Origin of the sequence: Streptomyces sp. NPDC001568, from assembly GCF_042893755.1 — a bacterium.
Classification (GTDB): Bacteria; Actinomycetota; Actinomycetes; order Streptomycetales; family Streptomycetaceae; genus Streptomyces.
In genome coordinates, this window is sequence record NZ_JBIAVF010000018.1 from 40,879 (window position 1) to 55,562 (window position 14,684).

14 protein-coding genes are annotated in these 14,684 nt (G+C 71.7%); 9 read left to right on the forward strand and 5 right to left on the reverse strand.

Annotated features, from left to right (window positions below):
• Positions 1-458: 458 nt before the first annotated feature.
• Positions 459-1,034 (reverse strand): DUF4232 domain-containing protein, encoded by a 576-nt coding sequence (locus ACFY0I_RS29385; protein ID WP_388901494.1) that lies wholly within the window; start codon positions 1,032-1,034, stop codon positions 459-461.
• A gap of 450 nt (positions 1,035-1,484) precedes the next feature.
• On the opposite strand from ACFY0I_RS29385, the gene ACFY0I_RS29390 reads away from it, so the two are divergent.
• Together ACFY0I_RS29390 and ACFY0I_RS29395 are read left to right on the forward strand one after the other, a co-directional pair.
• Positions 1,485-1,679 (forward strand): hypothetical protein, encoded by a 195-nt coding sequence (locus ACFY0I_RS29390; protein ID WP_388901496.1) that lies wholly within the window; start codon positions 1,485-1,487, stop codon positions 1,677-1,679.
• Between the two features lie 196 nt (positions 1,680-1,875).
• Positions 1,876-3,144 carry a chloride channel protein gene (locus ACFY0I_RS29395; RefSeq protein WP_388901498.1) on the forward strand — a complete coding sequence of 423 codons (1,269 nt, stop codon included), beginning with the start codon at positions 1,876-1,878 and terminating at the stop codon, positions 3,142-3,144.
• 97 nt (positions 3,145-3,241) lie between these two features.
• Here ACFY0I_RS29395 and ACFY0I_RS29400 read toward each other — a convergent pair whose 3' ends face one another.
• Both ACFY0I_RS29400 and ACFY0I_RS29405 read right to left on the reverse strand, forming a co-directional pair.
• Positions 3,242-3,442, reverse strand: coding sequence for a hypothetical protein (locus tag ACFY0I_RS29400; RefSeq protein ID WP_388901500.1), 201 nt, complete (start codon positions 3,440-3,442; stop codon positions 3,242-3,244).
• Between the two features lie 135 nt (positions 3,443-3,577).
• Positions 3,578-3,739, reverse strand: coding sequence for a hypothetical protein (locus tag ACFY0I_RS29405; protein ID WP_388901502.1), 162 nt, complete (start codon positions 3,737-3,739; stop codon positions 3,578-3,580).
• A gap of 417 nt (positions 3,740-4,156) precedes the next feature.
• On the opposite strand from ACFY0I_RS29405, the gene pgm reads away from it, so the two are divergent.
• From pgm to ACFY0I_RS29425, 4 genes are all read left to right on the forward strand, one after another.
• A complete protein-coding gene (gene pgm / locus ACFY0I_RS29410) occupies positions 4,157-5,797 on the forward strand; it encodes a phosphoglucomutase (alpha-D-glucose-1,6-bisphosphate-dependent) (protein ID WP_388901504.1) in 1,641 nt (546 codons plus the stop codon).
• Between the two features lie 234 nt (positions 5,798-6,031).
• Entirely contained in the window at positions 6,032-6,646 is a 615-nt protein-coding gene (locus ACFY0I_RS29415) for an NAD(P)H-dependent oxidoreductase (RefSeq protein ID WP_388901506.1), read from the forward strand.
• 203 nt (positions 6,647-6,849) lie between these two features.
• Positions 6,850-8,901 carry an NAD-dependent DNA ligase LigA gene (gene ligA, locus ACFY0I_RS29420; protein WP_388901757.1) on the forward strand — a complete coding sequence of 684 codons (2,052 nt, stop codon included), beginning with the start codon at positions 6,850-6,852 and terminating at the stop codon, positions 8,899-8,901.
• A 167-nt stretch (positions 8,902-9,068) separates the two neighbouring features.
• Positions 9,069-9,713, forward strand: a complete 645-nt coding sequence (locus ACFY0I_RS29425) for a dihydrofolate reductase family protein (RefSeq protein ID WP_388901508.1) — start codon at positions 9,069-9,071, stop codon at positions 9,711-9,713.
• Positions 9,714-9,721: 8 nt separating this feature from the next.
• Here ACFY0I_RS29425 and ACFY0I_RS29430 read toward each other — a convergent pair whose 3' ends face one another.
• Positions 9,722-10,258: a TspO/MBR family protein gene (locus tag ACFY0I_RS29430; protein WP_388901510.1), complete on the reverse strand. Its 537-nt coding sequence runs from the start codon at positions 10,256-10,258 to the stop codon at positions 9,722-9,724.
• A 262-nt stretch (positions 10,259-10,520) separates the two neighbouring features.
• On the opposite strand from ACFY0I_RS29430, the gene ACFY0I_RS29435 reads away from it, so the two are divergent.
• The gene (locus ACFY0I_RS29435) at positions 10,521-10,925 is read left to right on the forward strand and encodes an FKBP-type peptidyl-prolyl cis-trans isomerase (protein WP_388901759.1); all 405 of its coding nucleotides are present in this window, start codon (positions 10,521-10,523) and stop codon (positions 10,923-10,925) included.
• A 201-nt stretch (positions 10,926-11,126) separates the two neighbouring features.
• The gene (locus ACFY0I_RS29440; RefSeq protein WP_388901512.1) at positions 11,127-12,167 is read left to right on the forward strand and encodes a vWA domain-containing protein; all 1,041 of its coding nucleotides are present in this window, start codon (positions 11,127-11,129) and stop codon (positions 12,165-12,167) included.
• Between the two features lie 99 nt (positions 12,168-12,266).
• On the opposite strand, the gene ACFY0I_RS29445 is transcribed toward ACFY0I_RS29440, so the two are convergent.
• On the reverse strand, positions 12,267-13,151 hold the full coding sequence (locus ACFY0I_RS29445) for a helix-turn-helix domain-containing protein (RefSeq protein WP_388901514.1): 885 nt from the start codon (positions 13,149-13,151) through the stop codon (positions 12,267-12,269).
• A 253-nt stretch (positions 13,152-13,404) separates the two neighbouring features.
• On the opposite strand from ACFY0I_RS29445, the gene ACFY0I_RS29450 reads away from it, so the two are divergent.
• Complete coding sequence (locus ACFY0I_RS29450) at positions 13,405-14,520, forward strand: serine hydrolase domain-containing protein (protein WP_388901516.1); 1,116 nt, start codon at positions 13,405-13,407, stop codon at positions 14,518-14,520.
• Positions 14,521-14,684 lie beyond the last annotated feature (164 nt).

The following is a 14,684-nucleotide window of genomic DNA, read 5'->3' on the forward strand; positions in this document are numbered from 1 at the left end:
GATTTTGGGCGACGAGCTCCCGATCGGTTGCCCCCGGATCCGCTTCGGGGTGCTCCCTTGCCTTCTTCTGCCTTCTTTGCGCCCGGAAAGCATTCTGAGGGGCGTTTTGACCCCCACGACGCCCTACGGAGCGAGCGTGCGGCGCCGAGCAGGGCCGGGAAGGCCTCCGAGGCGCCGTTCCGCTCCGAGGCCGCGAGCATTTCCGGCGCTGGTACGGGACCAACGGCGGGCAGTCGGTCGGACCGGGCCGTGGCCGCGAGAAGGGCCGCCCCGATGGCCGCGAGGGCGTTGTCCGCGGCGGAGGCCACGTTGTCCGCGGCCGACCCCGGGGAGTTTGGACCGGCCGCTGTCACGACCCCGCCGATGACGTGCCGACGTACGTCCCGCGCCGCGTTCCTGGCGGCCCACAACGCACACCCGGGCAGGTCAGGACGCCAATGACGGCCGCGCCCTCCCGCTCATCCGCCGTTGTCCGTGGCCGTCGAGGTCTCCCGAGCGCCGGGGCTCCCGGAGCCACCCGAGGCGGGCGACCGCCAGGGGCTCAAGCCCATCCGGCCCGTGTTCCCGAGGTCCACCGCGTGCTCCAGCTCCAGCGTCAACCGGGGCGCGCCCGGCTTCGGGACGACCTCCAGGACCCAGCCCTCGGCCGTCGCCCCGGCCCCGTCCGTCACCAGGTTGCGCCAGAGCAGCCCCGTCGAGGCCGCCTGGCCCGGCCGCAGCACCACCTTCCGCGGCGCCGTCGCGGGGTCGTCACCGCCCGTCGCCGTGACCCCGTTGTTCCCCGGCGCCACCGACACTTCCACCGGCCGCCGCTCCCGGTCCAGCAGCCGGACCTCCGGGTAGCCCTCCAGCTCGTAGACGCCCGCACCGCAGTTCAGGATCTGCACGTCGGCCACCCGTATCCCCATGGCCGCGTTCCCGTCGCCCTCCATCAGTCGCACCCCGCCCTCGGGGCAGGGGACCGGTTCCGCCGACGGATACGACTCCCCGAGCGCCTCGAAGGCCGCACCGCATCCCGAGAGCACTCCCGCCACGACCAAACCCCCCACAACCACGCCGACTTGCCCCGCCCACCCCTGTCGCTTCATCCGGCGACCCTACGCCGCCCGGCGTGCCGCTGCCCGCGGACGGGCACGCCCCTCCCCGCCCCGGGCGGAGGTCTGCGGTGCCGCCATGGCCCGCGCCCCCGCCGCCGAGACCCGGTGCGCTCCGCACAGCGGGGCGCGGGGCTGCCGTCCGGGTGCACCGGGCCCGACCGGACGGGCCCGCTCGGGCCACCGGGAAGAGCCTTCGCGCCCCGGCCGGTCCTGCCGGGCCGTCATCCTCCGATCGGACGTTCGGCAGGACCCCCGGACGTGCCCGGAAGGAGGGCGGTCCGTCATCCGGCGGCCCGCGCGGTCGACCGATGCCGCGGCCGATCCGGCCCGGGCAGGGTGGACGGGTGAGCAAGCGTGACCGGAACACCGCCGCGAAGGAACGGGACCATGATCCGCTCGGAGAACTCCGCGCAGTACCAGATCCACCCGATGGCCGACCGCTACGAGGTGCGTACCCGCGAGGGACGGGTCCGCGGCGAATACCTGTCGCTGGACGCCGCGCAGTGGGCGGTCCGCCACCACTTCACCCCGGTACCCGTACTGGCCGGGGACCCGGCGGCCCACATGGTCCCGCGCGGCTGACCCCGCGGCGCTCCGCCCGATCGGAGTCCTCACACGGCCTGTCCGGCGGCGGGGGCGAGCAGGACGTCGCCCTGGGCCGCACCCGGGCCGTATGGGAACGCGCGGGGGACGGGCGGACGAGGCCCAAGGGGCTCGCGAACGCGCCGTGGAGCCGTCGCTCCGGCCCGGACCCGTCCGCTGTGCCTATGGTTCCTGCATGCGGGGCGCCCCTGTCTTCACGGCCCGGCGGTGCCGGTTCGCCGCCGCTGCCTGCGTCGTCGGCGTGGGAGCCGGGGTCTGCGGCGCGTTGCTGCTCCTCCTGCTGCGCACCGTGCAACACCTGGCGTTCGGATACGCGCAGGGACCCTTCCTGGAGGGCGTCGAGGCCGCTTCGGCCTGGCGGCGCGTGGCGGTCACCGCGTCGGCCGGGGTGGTGGCGGGCGCGGGTTGGTGGTTGCTGTACCGCTACGGGCGTCCCCGGGTGGAGATCCGGCAGGCCCTGAGGATGGAGCGGCCGCGGATGCCCGCGCTGACCACGTCCGTCCACGCGGTGCTCCAGGTGGTCACGGTCGGTCTGGGCTCGCCCCTGGGACGCGAGGTCGCGCCCCGTGAGGCGGCTGCGCTCCTGGCGACCGGTGCCGCCCGCAGGGCCGGGCTCGGTACGTCCCGGAGCCGGATCCTCGTGGCGTGCGCGGCGGGGGCCGGCCTCGCGGCGGTGTACGACGTCCCGCTGGGAGGCGCTCTCTTCACGCTGGAGGTGCTCCTGGGCAGCTGGGCGATCGGCGCCGTGGTGCCGGCCGTGCTGACAGCGGCGCTGGCGACCCTGGTCGTGCGCGTGGCGGTGCCGGACGGGCAGGCCTACCAACTGCCGGAACTGCCCTTCAGTGGTTCGCTGCTGCTGTGGGCGGCGCTGGCCGGCCCGCTGGTGGGGGCCTGCGCGTACGGATTCTCCCGGCTGATGTCAGCGGCGAGCGCCCGGGCGCCGCGCGGCAACGCCCTGCTGGTGACCGCGCCCGCCGCCTTCCTGTGTCTGGGGCTCCTCGCGGTGCCGTTCCCGCAACTGCTCGGGAACGGCAAGGGCCCCGCCGAGGTGGCTTTCACGGCCGAGCCCTCCCTCGCCCTGGCCGCCGTACTCCTGGTGCTTCGTACGGCGGTCGTCGCGCTCTGCCTGCGCTCCGGTGCGTACGGTGGCCTGCTGACGCCGTCGTTCGCCAACGGCGCGCTGCTCGGCATCGTCGCTGGCCGACTGTGGGAGCTGCTGTGGCCGGGCACCGTCCTCGGTGCCTACGCCGTCGTCGCGGCCGGCGCCTTCCTGGCGGTGTCGCAGCGGATGCCCGTCACGGCCATCGTGCTCGCCCTCGAATTCACCGGAGCGCCCCGGGAAGCGGTCCTGCCCCTGCTGATCGCGGTGGCGGGAGCCTCGGCGTCGGCCGCGCTGCTGCGCGGCGCCCGCCCCCGCCGGGTGCGGGGGACGGCGCGGACGTAGGCCGCCGGTGGGGCCGGCGCGGCCTGCGACGGACCCCGATCGACGGCTTCCCGGGCGGACGGGCGGCCCGGAACGGCGGCCCGGAAACGTACGCGCCCTATGCTTCCTCGGCCTTGTCGTTCCAGCGGGGGTCGTCCTGCCATTCCTTGTTGCGGTCGGCCACGGTGCTCATGGCCGCGGCGGCCTTCTCACGAGTGGGGTAGGGCCCCAGTCGATCGGGCCCGGGCCCGTTCACCACGCTGTGGGAGACCGTGTCGAAGTACCACTCGCCGGATTCGGGATCACTGTCGCTCTTCATGCTGATCATGGTGCTCCGGATCGCGACGTCCAAACAAGCCGGCTCCACCGCCCGTCGTGGTGGGCCCCCGAGGCCCCGGGCCTTCGGTGCGTGCCGATCGGGTCGAGGGTTGGTCCCCCGGCGGTGGCGGATCGCTCAACGCTGTTCGGTCGGGTGGGACCGGCGGTGCATCTCGCTGCGGCCTTGGTCGATGAGTCGCCGACCCGCGGTGCGGAGCCGGGGGTCCATCAGTGCCTTGCCGTCGGCCTCCTGCTTCATGCCACGAAGTACTTTGACCCCGCTGCGGAACGTGCCCATCGAGTCCTCCCTCGGAACGGCCATGTGCGCCGGCCCGCGTGCTGCACGCGGTGTGACGTGCGCCCTTTTCGACCGCGGGCCAACTGCCGGTAACCGGCATGCTGACGTTATTACCTATACAAAGCCGACAAAACGTATATGAGCGGAACGATGTGCCCGAGGGCGCCGCTTCCCGTGGGACGGGACGTGATGATCGCCCGTCCGGGGCGCGGCAAGGTGCCGGCACGGGTGCGGGCCGCCCAGGGTGGCGGCCGAGGTCGGCCACATCGCGGATCGAGGGCGTGCGGGGGCCGGATTGCTGGGTAGGCCGTGTGCAGTACGCGGCGCGGCGTCCGGTCACGGTCGGACATCGCCCGGAAGATCATGAAGCCATGCGGAACCGTCGGGAGTCCCGCCCAAGACCACAGGAGCTGACGGATGTCGAACGACCGAGCGGGACAGCCGGCGAGCACGGCGGACCTCATCGACGTGTCCCGCGTGGTGACCGCCTACTACGCCTTGCACCCGGACCCCGCCGATCCGGCCCAGCGGGTCAGTTTCGGTACGTCCGGACACCGGGGTTCGTCCCTCGACACGGCGTTCAACGAGGATCACATCGCCGCGACGAGCCAGGCCATCTGCGAGTACCGGGCCCGCCACGGCGTGGACGGACCGCTGTTCCTCGGCGCCGATACCCACGCGCTGTCCGAACCCGCCCGGGTCACCGCCCTCGAGGTGTTCGCCGCCAACGGCGTGAGCGTCGTCATCGACACCACCGACGGCTACACCCCCACCCCCGCTGTCTCCCACGCCATCCTGACCCACAACCGCGGTCGTACCGCGGCCTTGGCCGACGGGGTGGTCGTCACGCCCTCGCACAATCCGCCCGGCGACGGCGGGTTCAAGTACAACCCGCCCCACGGGGGACCCGCCGGGTCCGAGGCGACCGGCTGGATCCAGGAGCGGGCCAACGAAATCATCACCGGGGGCTCGAAGGAGGTACGGCGCATCCCGTACGCACGAGCCCTGGCGGCCCCCACCACCGGTCGGTACGACTTCCTCGGCGCCTACGTCGGGGACCTCCCCTCCGTGCTCGACCTGGACGCCGTCCGCGCGGCGGGCGTGCGCATCGGCGCGGACCCGCTGGGGGGCGCCTCCGTGGCCTACTGGGGGCGCATCGCCGAGGAGCACCGCCTGGACCTGACCGTCATCAACCCGGAGACCGATCCCACCTGGCGGTTCATGACGCTGGACTGGGACGGCAAGATCCGGATGGACTGCTCCTCCTCGTACGCGATGGCCTCGCTGATCGAGGCGAAGGACCGCTTCGACCTCACGACCGGCAACGACGCGGACGCCGACCGGCACGGCATCGTCACACCGGACAGCGGCTTGATGAACCCCAACCACTACCTCGCCACCGCGATCGACTACCTCTACCGCCACCGCGAGGGATGGCCGCGAGCCGCGGGCATCGGCAAGACGCTCGTGTCGTCAAGGATGATCGACCGGGTCGCCGCCGACCTCGGCCGCGAACTGGTCGAGGTACCCGTCGGCTTCAAGTGGTTCGTGGACGGTCTGGCCGACGGCTCCCTCGGTTTCGGCGGCGAGGAGTCCGCGGGCGCGTCCTTCCTGCGCCGCGACGGCTCGGTGTGGACGACCGACAAGGACGGCATCCTCCTCGCCCTGCTCGCCTCGGAGATCCTGGCGGTAACGGAACAGAGCCCCTCCGAGCGGTACGCCGGGCTCACCGCGAGGTTCGGCGAACCCGCGTACGCGCGGATCGACGCACCGGCCACGCGGGAGGAGAAGGCGGTGCTCGGCCGGCTCTCCCCGGACCAGGTCACCGCGGACACCCTGGCCGGTGACCCGGTCACGGGAGTCCTGACGAGCGCCCCGGGCAACGGTGCGCCCTTCGGCGGCCTCAAGGTCAGCACGGACCGGGCCTGGTTCGCGGCCCGCCCTTCCGGGACCGAGGACGTGTACAAGATCTACGCGGAGTCCTTCGACGGTCCCGAGCACCTCGCCGAGGTCCAGGAGGCGGCACGGTCCGTCGTCTCGGCGGCGCTCTCGGCCTGACACCCCTCGGCAGCCGCGCGGGCGACCGGGAGCACCCTTCCCCGGCCGCCCGGTGGCGCCCCGGGACGGTACTCGGCACCGTCCTCCGGCGTGCCCGAGGACGGTGCCGAACCTCCGGGCCAACCACGCCCTCGGTCCGACGAACAAGCCCCGACAGCGCAAAGGGCGCGGGCCACGCCGATCCGACCCGCCCCGGGGGAGTCGGTAGCATCCGTGGGAAAACGAGGGGGAGTCATGCGCGCAGGGGTATATCTCGCACATCCACGACCGGGGAGCTTCAACCACGCGTTGTTCGAGGTCGTCGTCGACGAGTTGCGGGGGCGGGGGTGGCACGTGGCGGCGCACGACCTGTACGCCGAGGGGTTCGGCCCGTTGTTGTCCGCCGAGGAGACGGGGACCGTCGAATCGGCGGCGGACGCCCGGGATCCGCAGGTGGCCCTGCACCGGGCGGAGGTGGCCGCGCTCGACGCGCTGGTCTTCATCCACCCGAACTGGTGGGGCATGCCGCCGGCCGTTCTGACGGGGTGGGTGCAGCGGATCCTCGTACCGGGCGTCGCCTATAAGTTGGGTACCGCCGAGGGCGAGCCGGCCGGCCTCCTGAGGGCGGGTCGGGCGCTCGTACTGAACACCTCCGACACTCCGGCCGCACGGGAAGCGGACGAGTTCGGGGACCCGTTGGAGCAGGTCTGGTCGGCCTGCGTACTCCCGTACGTGGGCGTCGACGACGTACGGCGGACCGTCTTCCGGACGGTCGCCGACTCCTCCGACGCGCAACGATCGGCCTGGCTGGACCAAGCGCGCCGACAAGCGGCCGCGCTGTCCCCGAGCAGCTCGTCCACGGAGTCCTGAGCCCGGGTCGGACGTGTCGGCACTCATGCGGGCGCCCGCCCCGGCTGTACGGCCCGGTCCTGACCATCCGGGTTGAACGTCGACCAGCCGTAGCCGTAGCCGTAGTCGGAACCGGGGGGCCGGGCGGCCCCGTACCGGCGCCGTTCCCGACCGCGTACGACCCGGCGACCGGTGCGGTGGCGTTGTCAGTGCCGGGCAGCATGATGACCTTCATGACCGAAAACAGTGCCCTGCTCTCTCCTGCCGCCTACGTGGAGGCCGTGACCACCGCCCTGGCGGCGTCGGCCGCGTACTACGGCGACGGGACCACCCCGCTCGGCGACGACGAGTACGACGGGCTGCTGCGCGCCATCACGGCCTACGAGGAAGCCCACCCGGACGAGGCGCTCGCCGAATCTCCGACCGGGAAGGTCGCGGGCGGGGCGGTGCACGGCGACGTGCCGCACTCCGTGCCGATGCTCTCCCTCGACAACGTCTTCGACGCCGACGAGCTCGCCGAGTGGGCCGCAGGTCTGGAACGACGCCTCGGGCACCCCGTGGCCGGGTGGTGCGTGGAGCCGAAGCTCGACGGCCTCGCGGTGGCCGCCCGGTACCGGCGCGGTCGGCTCGTTCAGATCCTCACCCGCGGCGACGGACTGGCCGGCGAGGACATCACCCACGCCGCCGAGGCCGTCCTCGGTCTGCCGCCGGTACTCGCCGAGCCGATCGACGTCGAGCTGCGCGGCGAAGTGCTGCTGACGACCGAGCAGTTCGAGGAGGCGAACCGGATCCGGCTCGCCCACGAGGCCACGCCCTTCGCGCATCCGCGCAGCGGAGCGGCCGGCACCCTGCGGGCCAAGGACCGCGCCTACCGGATCGAGTTGACCTTCTTCGCGTACGGTGCGATCGGTCTGGACGACCTCGGGCACGTCGCCCTGCTGGACAATCTGGCCGCGCTCGGCGCGAACACGGCCGCCGCGACGGCCGCCGCCCCGATCCGGTGCGAGACCGTGGAGCAGGTGCAGGAACGGATCGACGTGATCGCCGGCTTGCGCGGGGACCTGCCGTTCGGCATCGACGGTGTCGTCGTCAAGGCGGACACGGCCGAGGACCAGCGGCAGGCCGGCAACGGCTCGCGCGCCCCGAGATGGGCGGTGGCGCGCAAATTGGCCGCCGAACACAAGGTGACGCGCCTGCTGGCGGTGGAGTGGAACGTGGGCCGGACCGGGATCATCGCTCCGCGCGCCGTCCTGGAGCCCGTGGTCATCGACGGGGTGACGGTCACCTACGCAACGCTTCACAATCCGTCCGACATCACCCGCCGCGGCCTCATGATCGGCGACCAGGTGTTCGTGTACCGGGCCGGCGAGGTCATCCCCCGGGTCGAGGCGCCGCTGGTCGACCAGCGCACCGGCGCCGAGAGCCCGATCGCCTTCCCCGAGGCGTGCCCGCGCTGTGGCGACGCGATCGACAGCTCAGAGCAGCGGTGGCGATGCGTGCGCGGCCGAAGCTGTCAGGCCGTGGCCTCGGTGATCTACGCGGCCGGCCGGGACCAGCTCGACATTGAAGGTCTCGGCGGCACGCGCGCGATCCAGCTGGTGGAGGCCGGCCTGGTCAAGGACGTCGCCGACCTGTTCACGCTGACCCGCGAGCAGCTCCTCGGCCTGGAGCGGATGGGCGAGACCAGTGCCACCAACCTCCTGGCCGCGATCGAGACGGCCCGCGGGGCCTCGCTGAACCGCGTGTTCTGCGCCCTCGGGGTCCGTGGCACCGGGCGCACGATGTCCCGCCGGATCGCCGCGCACTTCGGCTCGATGGCGGCGATCCGGGCCGCCGACGCGGACACCCTGGCCGGGGTCGACGGCATCGGCACCGAGAAGGCCCGCGTCGTTGCGGCCGAACTCGTCGAACTCGCTCCGCTGCTCGACAGGCTCCAGGCCCAGCAGGTCGGCACGCAGGTCACCGAGCCGCAGAAGCCCGTGTCCGCGGCGGACGACGTCGCCGAGGACGTGGCGGGCGGCCCGCTGGCCGGACAGGCCGTCGTGGTGACCGGCTCCATGACCGGCGCCCTCGCGGTGTTGTCCCGGAACGAGATGAACGAGCTGATCGAGCGGGCCGGCGGAAAGGCGTCGTCGTCCGTGTCCAAACGCACCACCCTCCTGGTGGCGGGCGAGAAGGCCGGCTCCAAGCGGGCCAAGGCCGAGGAGCTCGGCATCCGCATCCTCGACCCCGAGGAATTCGCCGACCTCGTCGCCGACCTCCTCCCCGCCGGCTAGGGCCGGTGGACCCTTCCGGTCGCGGCACCGGGCTGCCCCGTCCGGATCCTGCCTGACCGGACCGGCCGCGAAGACCCTCCGAAACCGGTTGCCGTCGCGGCGATGAGTGCGCCGCCTCCCGGAGGTCTACCTTGCGCAAGGGACGACCAACGCACCGGGAGTACGCCATGGGCCTCATCCACATCGAAATGTTCGCCACGCTCGACCTCGTCGGCCAAGCACCCGGCGGCCCCGGCGAGGACCCGGACGGCTTCCCGTTCGGCGGCTGGCAGGCGCCCCTGCTCGACGAGGTCGCGGGGGCGCAGGTCGGGGCCGCGTACGAGGGCACGGACGCCCTCCTCCTCGGTCGCCGGACGTACGACATCTTCGCCGCCCACTGGCCGCACCAGGAGGGCGGGGAGGACAACGAGATCGCCACCCTCTTCAACGGCGTCCCGAAGTACGTGGCCTCCCGCGGTCGGCCCGACCTCTCGTGGGCGGGATCCTCGCAGCTCGGTCCGGACCTGGCCGAAGCGGTCCGCGAGATCCGGGACCGGCACGAACACGTCAAGGTCGTCGGCAGTCTCGACCTGGTGCAGACCCTCCTGCGAGAGAAGCTCTTCGACCGTCTCGACCTGTGGGTCCACCCGATCGTGCTCGGGGTCGGGAAGAAGGTCTTCGACCAGGGCGCGGTGCCCACGAACCTCACGCTCCTCGAACCGCCCGCGACCGGCCCCAAGGGCGTCGTGTACCTGCGCTACGGACTGACCGACGGCACGCCCGCCACGGGAGACATGAGCGCCCCCGATCGAGGCGTCGGTGGGGACGCCTGAAGCCGTTCTCAGGCGTTCAGCCGCCAGATGGCCGCGTTGAGCGCCGCGGCGTAGGCCACCCACACCGCGTACGGGAGCAGCAGGAACGCCGCCGTGCGACTCGCTCGGCGGAAGAGGGCGACCGTCACCGTGATGGCCCCGAGCAGGAGCACGATGTCCAGCAGGGCGAGCCCGTACTGGCCGGCGCCGAAGAACAGCGGGGTCCACAGCAGGTTCAGCAGCAGCTGGACGGACCACCAGAACAGCGCCGGCCGTACGCCTGCCCGTTCCCGCGCACCGATCGGGCTCGGGGACGGGGGCGGAGCACTCCGGACCACCAGCCAGGCGGCGATCGCGATCGTGGCGTAGAGGACGGTCCAGACCGGGCCGAAGAGCCAGGCGGGGGGAGCCCACCCCGGTCGCTCCAGCGAACGGTAGACGGAGCCCGCGTCGGAAGAGGCCAGGGCGCCGATGAACGCGACGCCGTAGGTCACGGCGAGGAAACCGACGAGCGACCACCCACCGCCGACCCGGCGTCGCGCGACGTCACCACGGGGTGCTGCCACCTTCGACCCCTCCTTCTGCCGCGGCGGCCGGTCTCGTGCCACACCATCGCGCGTACCCGCTGCCTGCTGGGACATGCCCCGAGCCCGCAGGCCAGGTCGGGATTCCGGGGCTCACCCCTTCGTCACGGATGAGCCACCTGAGCAGGTGGGTGAAGATGGCAGGGACCGAAGAGGGCAGGGACCTGCCACGTGGAACGTCCCTGTGTCCGGCCGGGCCGTGCGAGGGACTTCGGTGGCGAGCGAGGGAGTCGTGATGAGTGGGATGAGTGAACGGAAGAAGCCGGAAATCGAGGTTCCGGAGGGTGGCGCGCCCGAGGAACTGACGATCCGGGACCTCGTGGTCGGGGACGGCCCCGAGGCACGGCCGGGCAGGGTGGTCCAAGTCCACTACGTAGGGGTCACGTTCGCGTCCGGAAGGGAGTTCGACTCCTCCTGGGAGCAAGGCCGGTCGTTCAAATTCGCCGTGGGCGGTGGCAAGGCCATCAAGGGCTTCGACCGGGGAGTGAGGGGAATGAAGGTCGGCGGCCGGCGCGAGATCATCGTTCCCCCACGGCTCGGTTACGGCAAGCAGTCGCCCTCCTCGTCGATCCCGGCGGGCTCGACGCTGATCTTCGTCATCGACCTGCTCACGGTCGTGGGCGGACCGCCGGCGCGCGGCTCCGCTTGACCGGCCCGGGACCGGCCCGGCGGCCCCGGGCCGGTACCCGACGATCACCGGGACCTCCCGGCGGCAAGTGGCACCGATCGTCAGGAAGGGCGGGCGAGGGGGGAGTTGTCGGTCCTCACCCACCATCCGTTCCAAAGATCGATTGTCAGTGCCGGCTGAGAGGATTGGAGTACCAAGTCGGGAAGAACGGGGATCACCATCATGTCCGGAAGTCAGAACTACATCAATCACGTCGCCCTCGTACTGGATGCCAGCTCGTCCATGTCGCACCTCAGTGGAAAGGTCGTCGAAGTAGCCGACCGGCAGATTTCCTATCTGGCCCGGCGTTCGCAGGAATTGGACCAGGAAACCCGCGTCACGGTGTACGTCTTCGCGAACGAAGTGAAGTGCGTCATCTACGACAAGGACGTGCTGCGCATGCCGTCCCTGAAGGAGCTCTACCGGGTCGGCGGGATGACGGCGCTGCTGGCGGCCACGCTCACCTCGCAGCGGGAGCTGGCGCAGACCGCCCAGTTGTACGGCGACCACAGCTTCCTGACGTTCGTTCTGACGGACGGCCAGGAGAACGCGAGCCACCGCTGCCCGGGATCCGCCGGCAGCGACCCGCGTGCGCTGGTGCGGGCCGTGGCCACGATGGTCGAGACGCAGGCGGACAACTGGACGCTCGCCGTTCTGGTGCCCGATCAGATGGGCAAGCGCGAGGCCATGCAGTGCGGCTTCCCGAAGGACAACATCGCCGTCTGGGACGCCACGAGCACGCAGGGGCTGGAAGAGGCCGGGAACGTCATCCAGGAAGCCACCGAGAAATTCATGGTGGGTCGTACGAAGGGGATACGAGGATCGCGCGCGGTCTTCTCCGCGGGTGGTGACGCCGTGAACAAGAAGGCCATCGAAGCCGCCGGCCTGACTCCGGCGGATCCGTCGGACTACCGGCTGATTCCCGTCGATCGGGAAACGGCGATCCGGGAATGGGTGACGGAAAGCGGACACTCCTATCGGACCGGTTGCGCGTTCTACCAGCTGAGCAAGTCGGAGAAGATTCAGGCACGCAAGCAGATCGCGGTGCTGGAAAAGAAGACGGACCGGGTGTACACGGGCCCGCAGGCCCGATCCGTGCTCGGGCTGCCGGATTCGGAGGTGCGCGTCAAGCCGGACCACAACGACGACTTCACCATCTTCGTGCAGAGCACCAGCGTGAACCGGAAGCTCGTGCCGCAGACGCGGCTGCTGGTCATGGTCTGACGGCAGCTGAGTGCCGCCCGGCCATGGGCGGGGCGCTGGTGTCGGCCGGCGCGCGGCGCTCCACGAGGCCGGTGCGGGAGGGGTCGCACGGCCCCGTGGTCATCGCACCACGGCGCTCCCGCCGATTCGCTCGACCGGGACCCACAGCTGGGACGCGGTCTCCGTCCCGATCTCCACAGGCCGCGTCCGCAGGAGCTCCGGGCCTGGCCGGCTCACGTAGGGGTTCGAGGGGAACCACTGGGTGAACACGTCCCGCCACAGTTGCTGGAGGGCGCTCGGATAGGGCCCGTGGTTGTCGAAGACAGCCCAGATGCCGGGCGGGACGTCGAGGGCGTCGAGTTCTTCGTCGGTCGCTCCGCAACCGGCCGGCGCGCCGATCCAGTAGTCCACCTCGGCGCCCTCCTCCCGGCTGTCGGTCAAGTGCACCACCGCCGACAGGATTCCTTCCGGCTCCCGGTCGGCCAGCTGCTTCATCCGTACGATCGCCTGCTCGTCGAGGCTCTCCAGGTGCGCCGCGGCGGCCGGGTTCAGACCCTCGTGCATCAGGGGGACCCGGGCTTTTCTGCCGACGATCCGGAAGGCTTCCTTCTCCACGATCCGGTATCGCATGGTCGTACTTCCTTCGACGACCACACGGAAGGACATGCGGGGCTGCGCCGTGAGGGGGGCGCCCGACCGCCGCGCCTCGGCCGGCCCGATGCCGTGCACCGACCGGAACGCGCGGGCGAACGCCTCGCCCGACCCGTATCCGTACCGCACGGCGATATCGAGCAGCCGCAGTTCGCCGGCCACCACCTCGGCCCCCGCGAGGGTCATCCGCCGGCGCCGTACGTACACGGGGAGCGGCATTCCGGCGAGTGCGGAGAACAGCCGCCGGAAGTGGTACTCCGACACCGCGGCGATCCGGGCCACCTCGGCCATGTCGATGTCCCGGTCGAGGCAGGTCTCCAGGTGGTCCAACGCCTGATTCAGTCGCTCCAGCACGCTGCCGGTCCTTCCCTCTCGTGCCTCCATCGTAGTGACGCCGACCCCGCGACGAGTGGTCGCGGGGTCGAGTGGTCGCGGGGTCGAAAGGGCGCGGTCACCGATGGGGAACGGTCGGTCGACCGACGCGGTGGACGGGAGGCGGTCGGGTCGACCTGCCGGCATGGCGAAGGTCGTCTCGCGTCACCGCCCGACAATTCGAGGCCGGGAACTGTCGGGCGGGCGTCCTCGGCCTTGCCGGAGGCTTACGCCCATGACTGATATCAACGGATTCTGCGAGCCCCGGTTCGGTGCCGTCCGCGACACCCTCGCGGCCCTGCTCGAGAAGGGCGACGTGGGAGCCTCGGCGGCGGTCCACCTTGACGGCGAGCCGGTGGTCGACATCTGGGGCGGGTACGTCGACGCGGACCGTACCGCCTTCTGGGAGCGAGACACCCTCACCGCGGTGAACTCGACGACCAAGAACATGACGGCCCTGTGCGCCCTGATCCTGGCCGACCGAGGTCTGCTCGACCTGGCCGCGCCGGTCGCCGCCTACTGGCCCGAATTCGCAGCGGCGGGCAAGGAGGGCGTGCTCGTACGGCACGTCCTGTCGCACACCGCGGGATTGCCGGACCTGTCCGGGCCGACCGTGGTCGAAGAGCTCTACGACTGGGAGCGCGTGACGTCGGGGCTCGCCGCACAGGCGCCCGAATGGGAACCGGGAACGGCCGCCGGCTATCACGCGCTCACCTTCGGCTTTCTGGTCGGCGAGTTGGTACGCCGCGTCACGGGGCGCGGTACGGGCGAGTTCTTCGCGCAGGAGGTGGCGGGGCCGCTGGGCGCGGACTTCCACATCGGGCTTCCCGAGGAGCAGGACCACCGCGTCTCACCGCTCATTCCGCCACCGGCATCGACCGCCGAGTACGCCGCCGTCGCGCCGACCGGACCGGACGGCGCGCGCCGGCAGCACACCGGGCCCACCGTCCGGGTCAAGGACGTCAACTCCACGGCCTGGCGCCGCGCTCGGATTCCCGCGGTGAACGGCTTCGGCAACGCCCGCTCCGTCGCCCTCGTCCAGTCGGTACTGGCGAACCGAGGGACCGTGGGCGGTGTGCGTGTGCTGTCTCCCGGGGGTTGCGAGCCCGCGTGGCAGGAGGTGTTCAGCGGTGAGGACCGCGTATTGGGGACGCCGATGTCATGGACCGCGGGCTTCGGCAAGTTCGGCAATGCCTTCGGTTGGGGCGGTTGGGGCGGCTCACTCGTGGTGAGTGATCCCGACTCGCGCATGACGGTCGCCTACGTGATGAACCGGATGATCGACAGGGAGCGGCAGGAGGACGACCGCGGCATGGAGCTGGTGATGGCCGCCTACAGCGGACTGAGCTGACGGCGGGATGGGCGGGTCGGTCGGGCCCGGTCGGGCGGGTCGGGCCGGGTCTGGCCGGGGCGGATCGAGGCAGACGGGGGCGATCGAGCGCGACCACCGATGGTCATGGTTTGGCCATGGCTTGTTTACTATGTCCTCCCGGTCACCCCTTCCGTCGTGCGGCC

Coding starts and splice junctions, on each gene's coding strand:
- ACFY0I_RS29415 (WP_388901506.1), top strand. CDS start 6,032: ATGCGCGCAGGGGTATATCTCGCACATCCACGACCGGGGAGCTTCAAC.
- ACFY0I_RS29400 (WP_388901500.1), bottom strand. CDS start 3,442: ATGAAGAGCGACAGTGATCCCGAATCCGGCGAGTGGTACTTCGACACG.
- ACFY0I_RS29425 (WP_388901508.1), top strand. CDS start 9,069: ATGGGCCTCATCCACATCGAAATGTTCGCCACGCTCGACCTCGTCGGC.
- pgm (WP_388901504.1), top strand. CDS start 4,157: ATGTCGAACGACCGAGCGGGACAGCCGGCGAGCACGGCGGACCTCATC.
- ACFY0I_RS29440 (WP_388901512.1), top strand. CDS start 11,127: ATGTCCGGAAGTCAGAACTACATCAATCACGTCGCCCTCGTACTGGAT.
- ACFY0I_RS29390 (WP_388901496.1), top strand. CDS start 1,485: ATGATCCGCTCGGAGAACTCCGCGCAGTACCAGATCCACCCGATGGCC.
- ACFY0I_RS29435 (WP_388901759.1), top strand. CDS start 10,521: ATGAGTGAACGGAAGAAGCCGGAAATCGAGGTTCCGGAGGGTGGCGCG.
- ACFY0I_RS29405 (WP_388901502.1), bottom strand. CDS start 3,739: ATGGGCACGTTCCGCAGCGGGGTCAAAGTACTTCGTGGCATGAAGCAG.
- ACFY0I_RS29450 (WP_388901516.1), top strand. CDS start 13,405: ATGACTGATATCAACGGATTCTGCGAGCCCCGGTTCGGTGCCGTCCGC.
- ligA (WP_388901757.1), top strand. CDS start 6,850: ATGACCTTCATGACCGAAAACAGTGCCCTGCTCTCTCCTGCCGCCTAC.
- ACFY0I_RS29395 (WP_388901498.1), top strand. CDS start 1,876: ATGCGGGGCGCCCCTGTCTTCACGGCCCGGCGGTGCCGGTTCGCCGCC.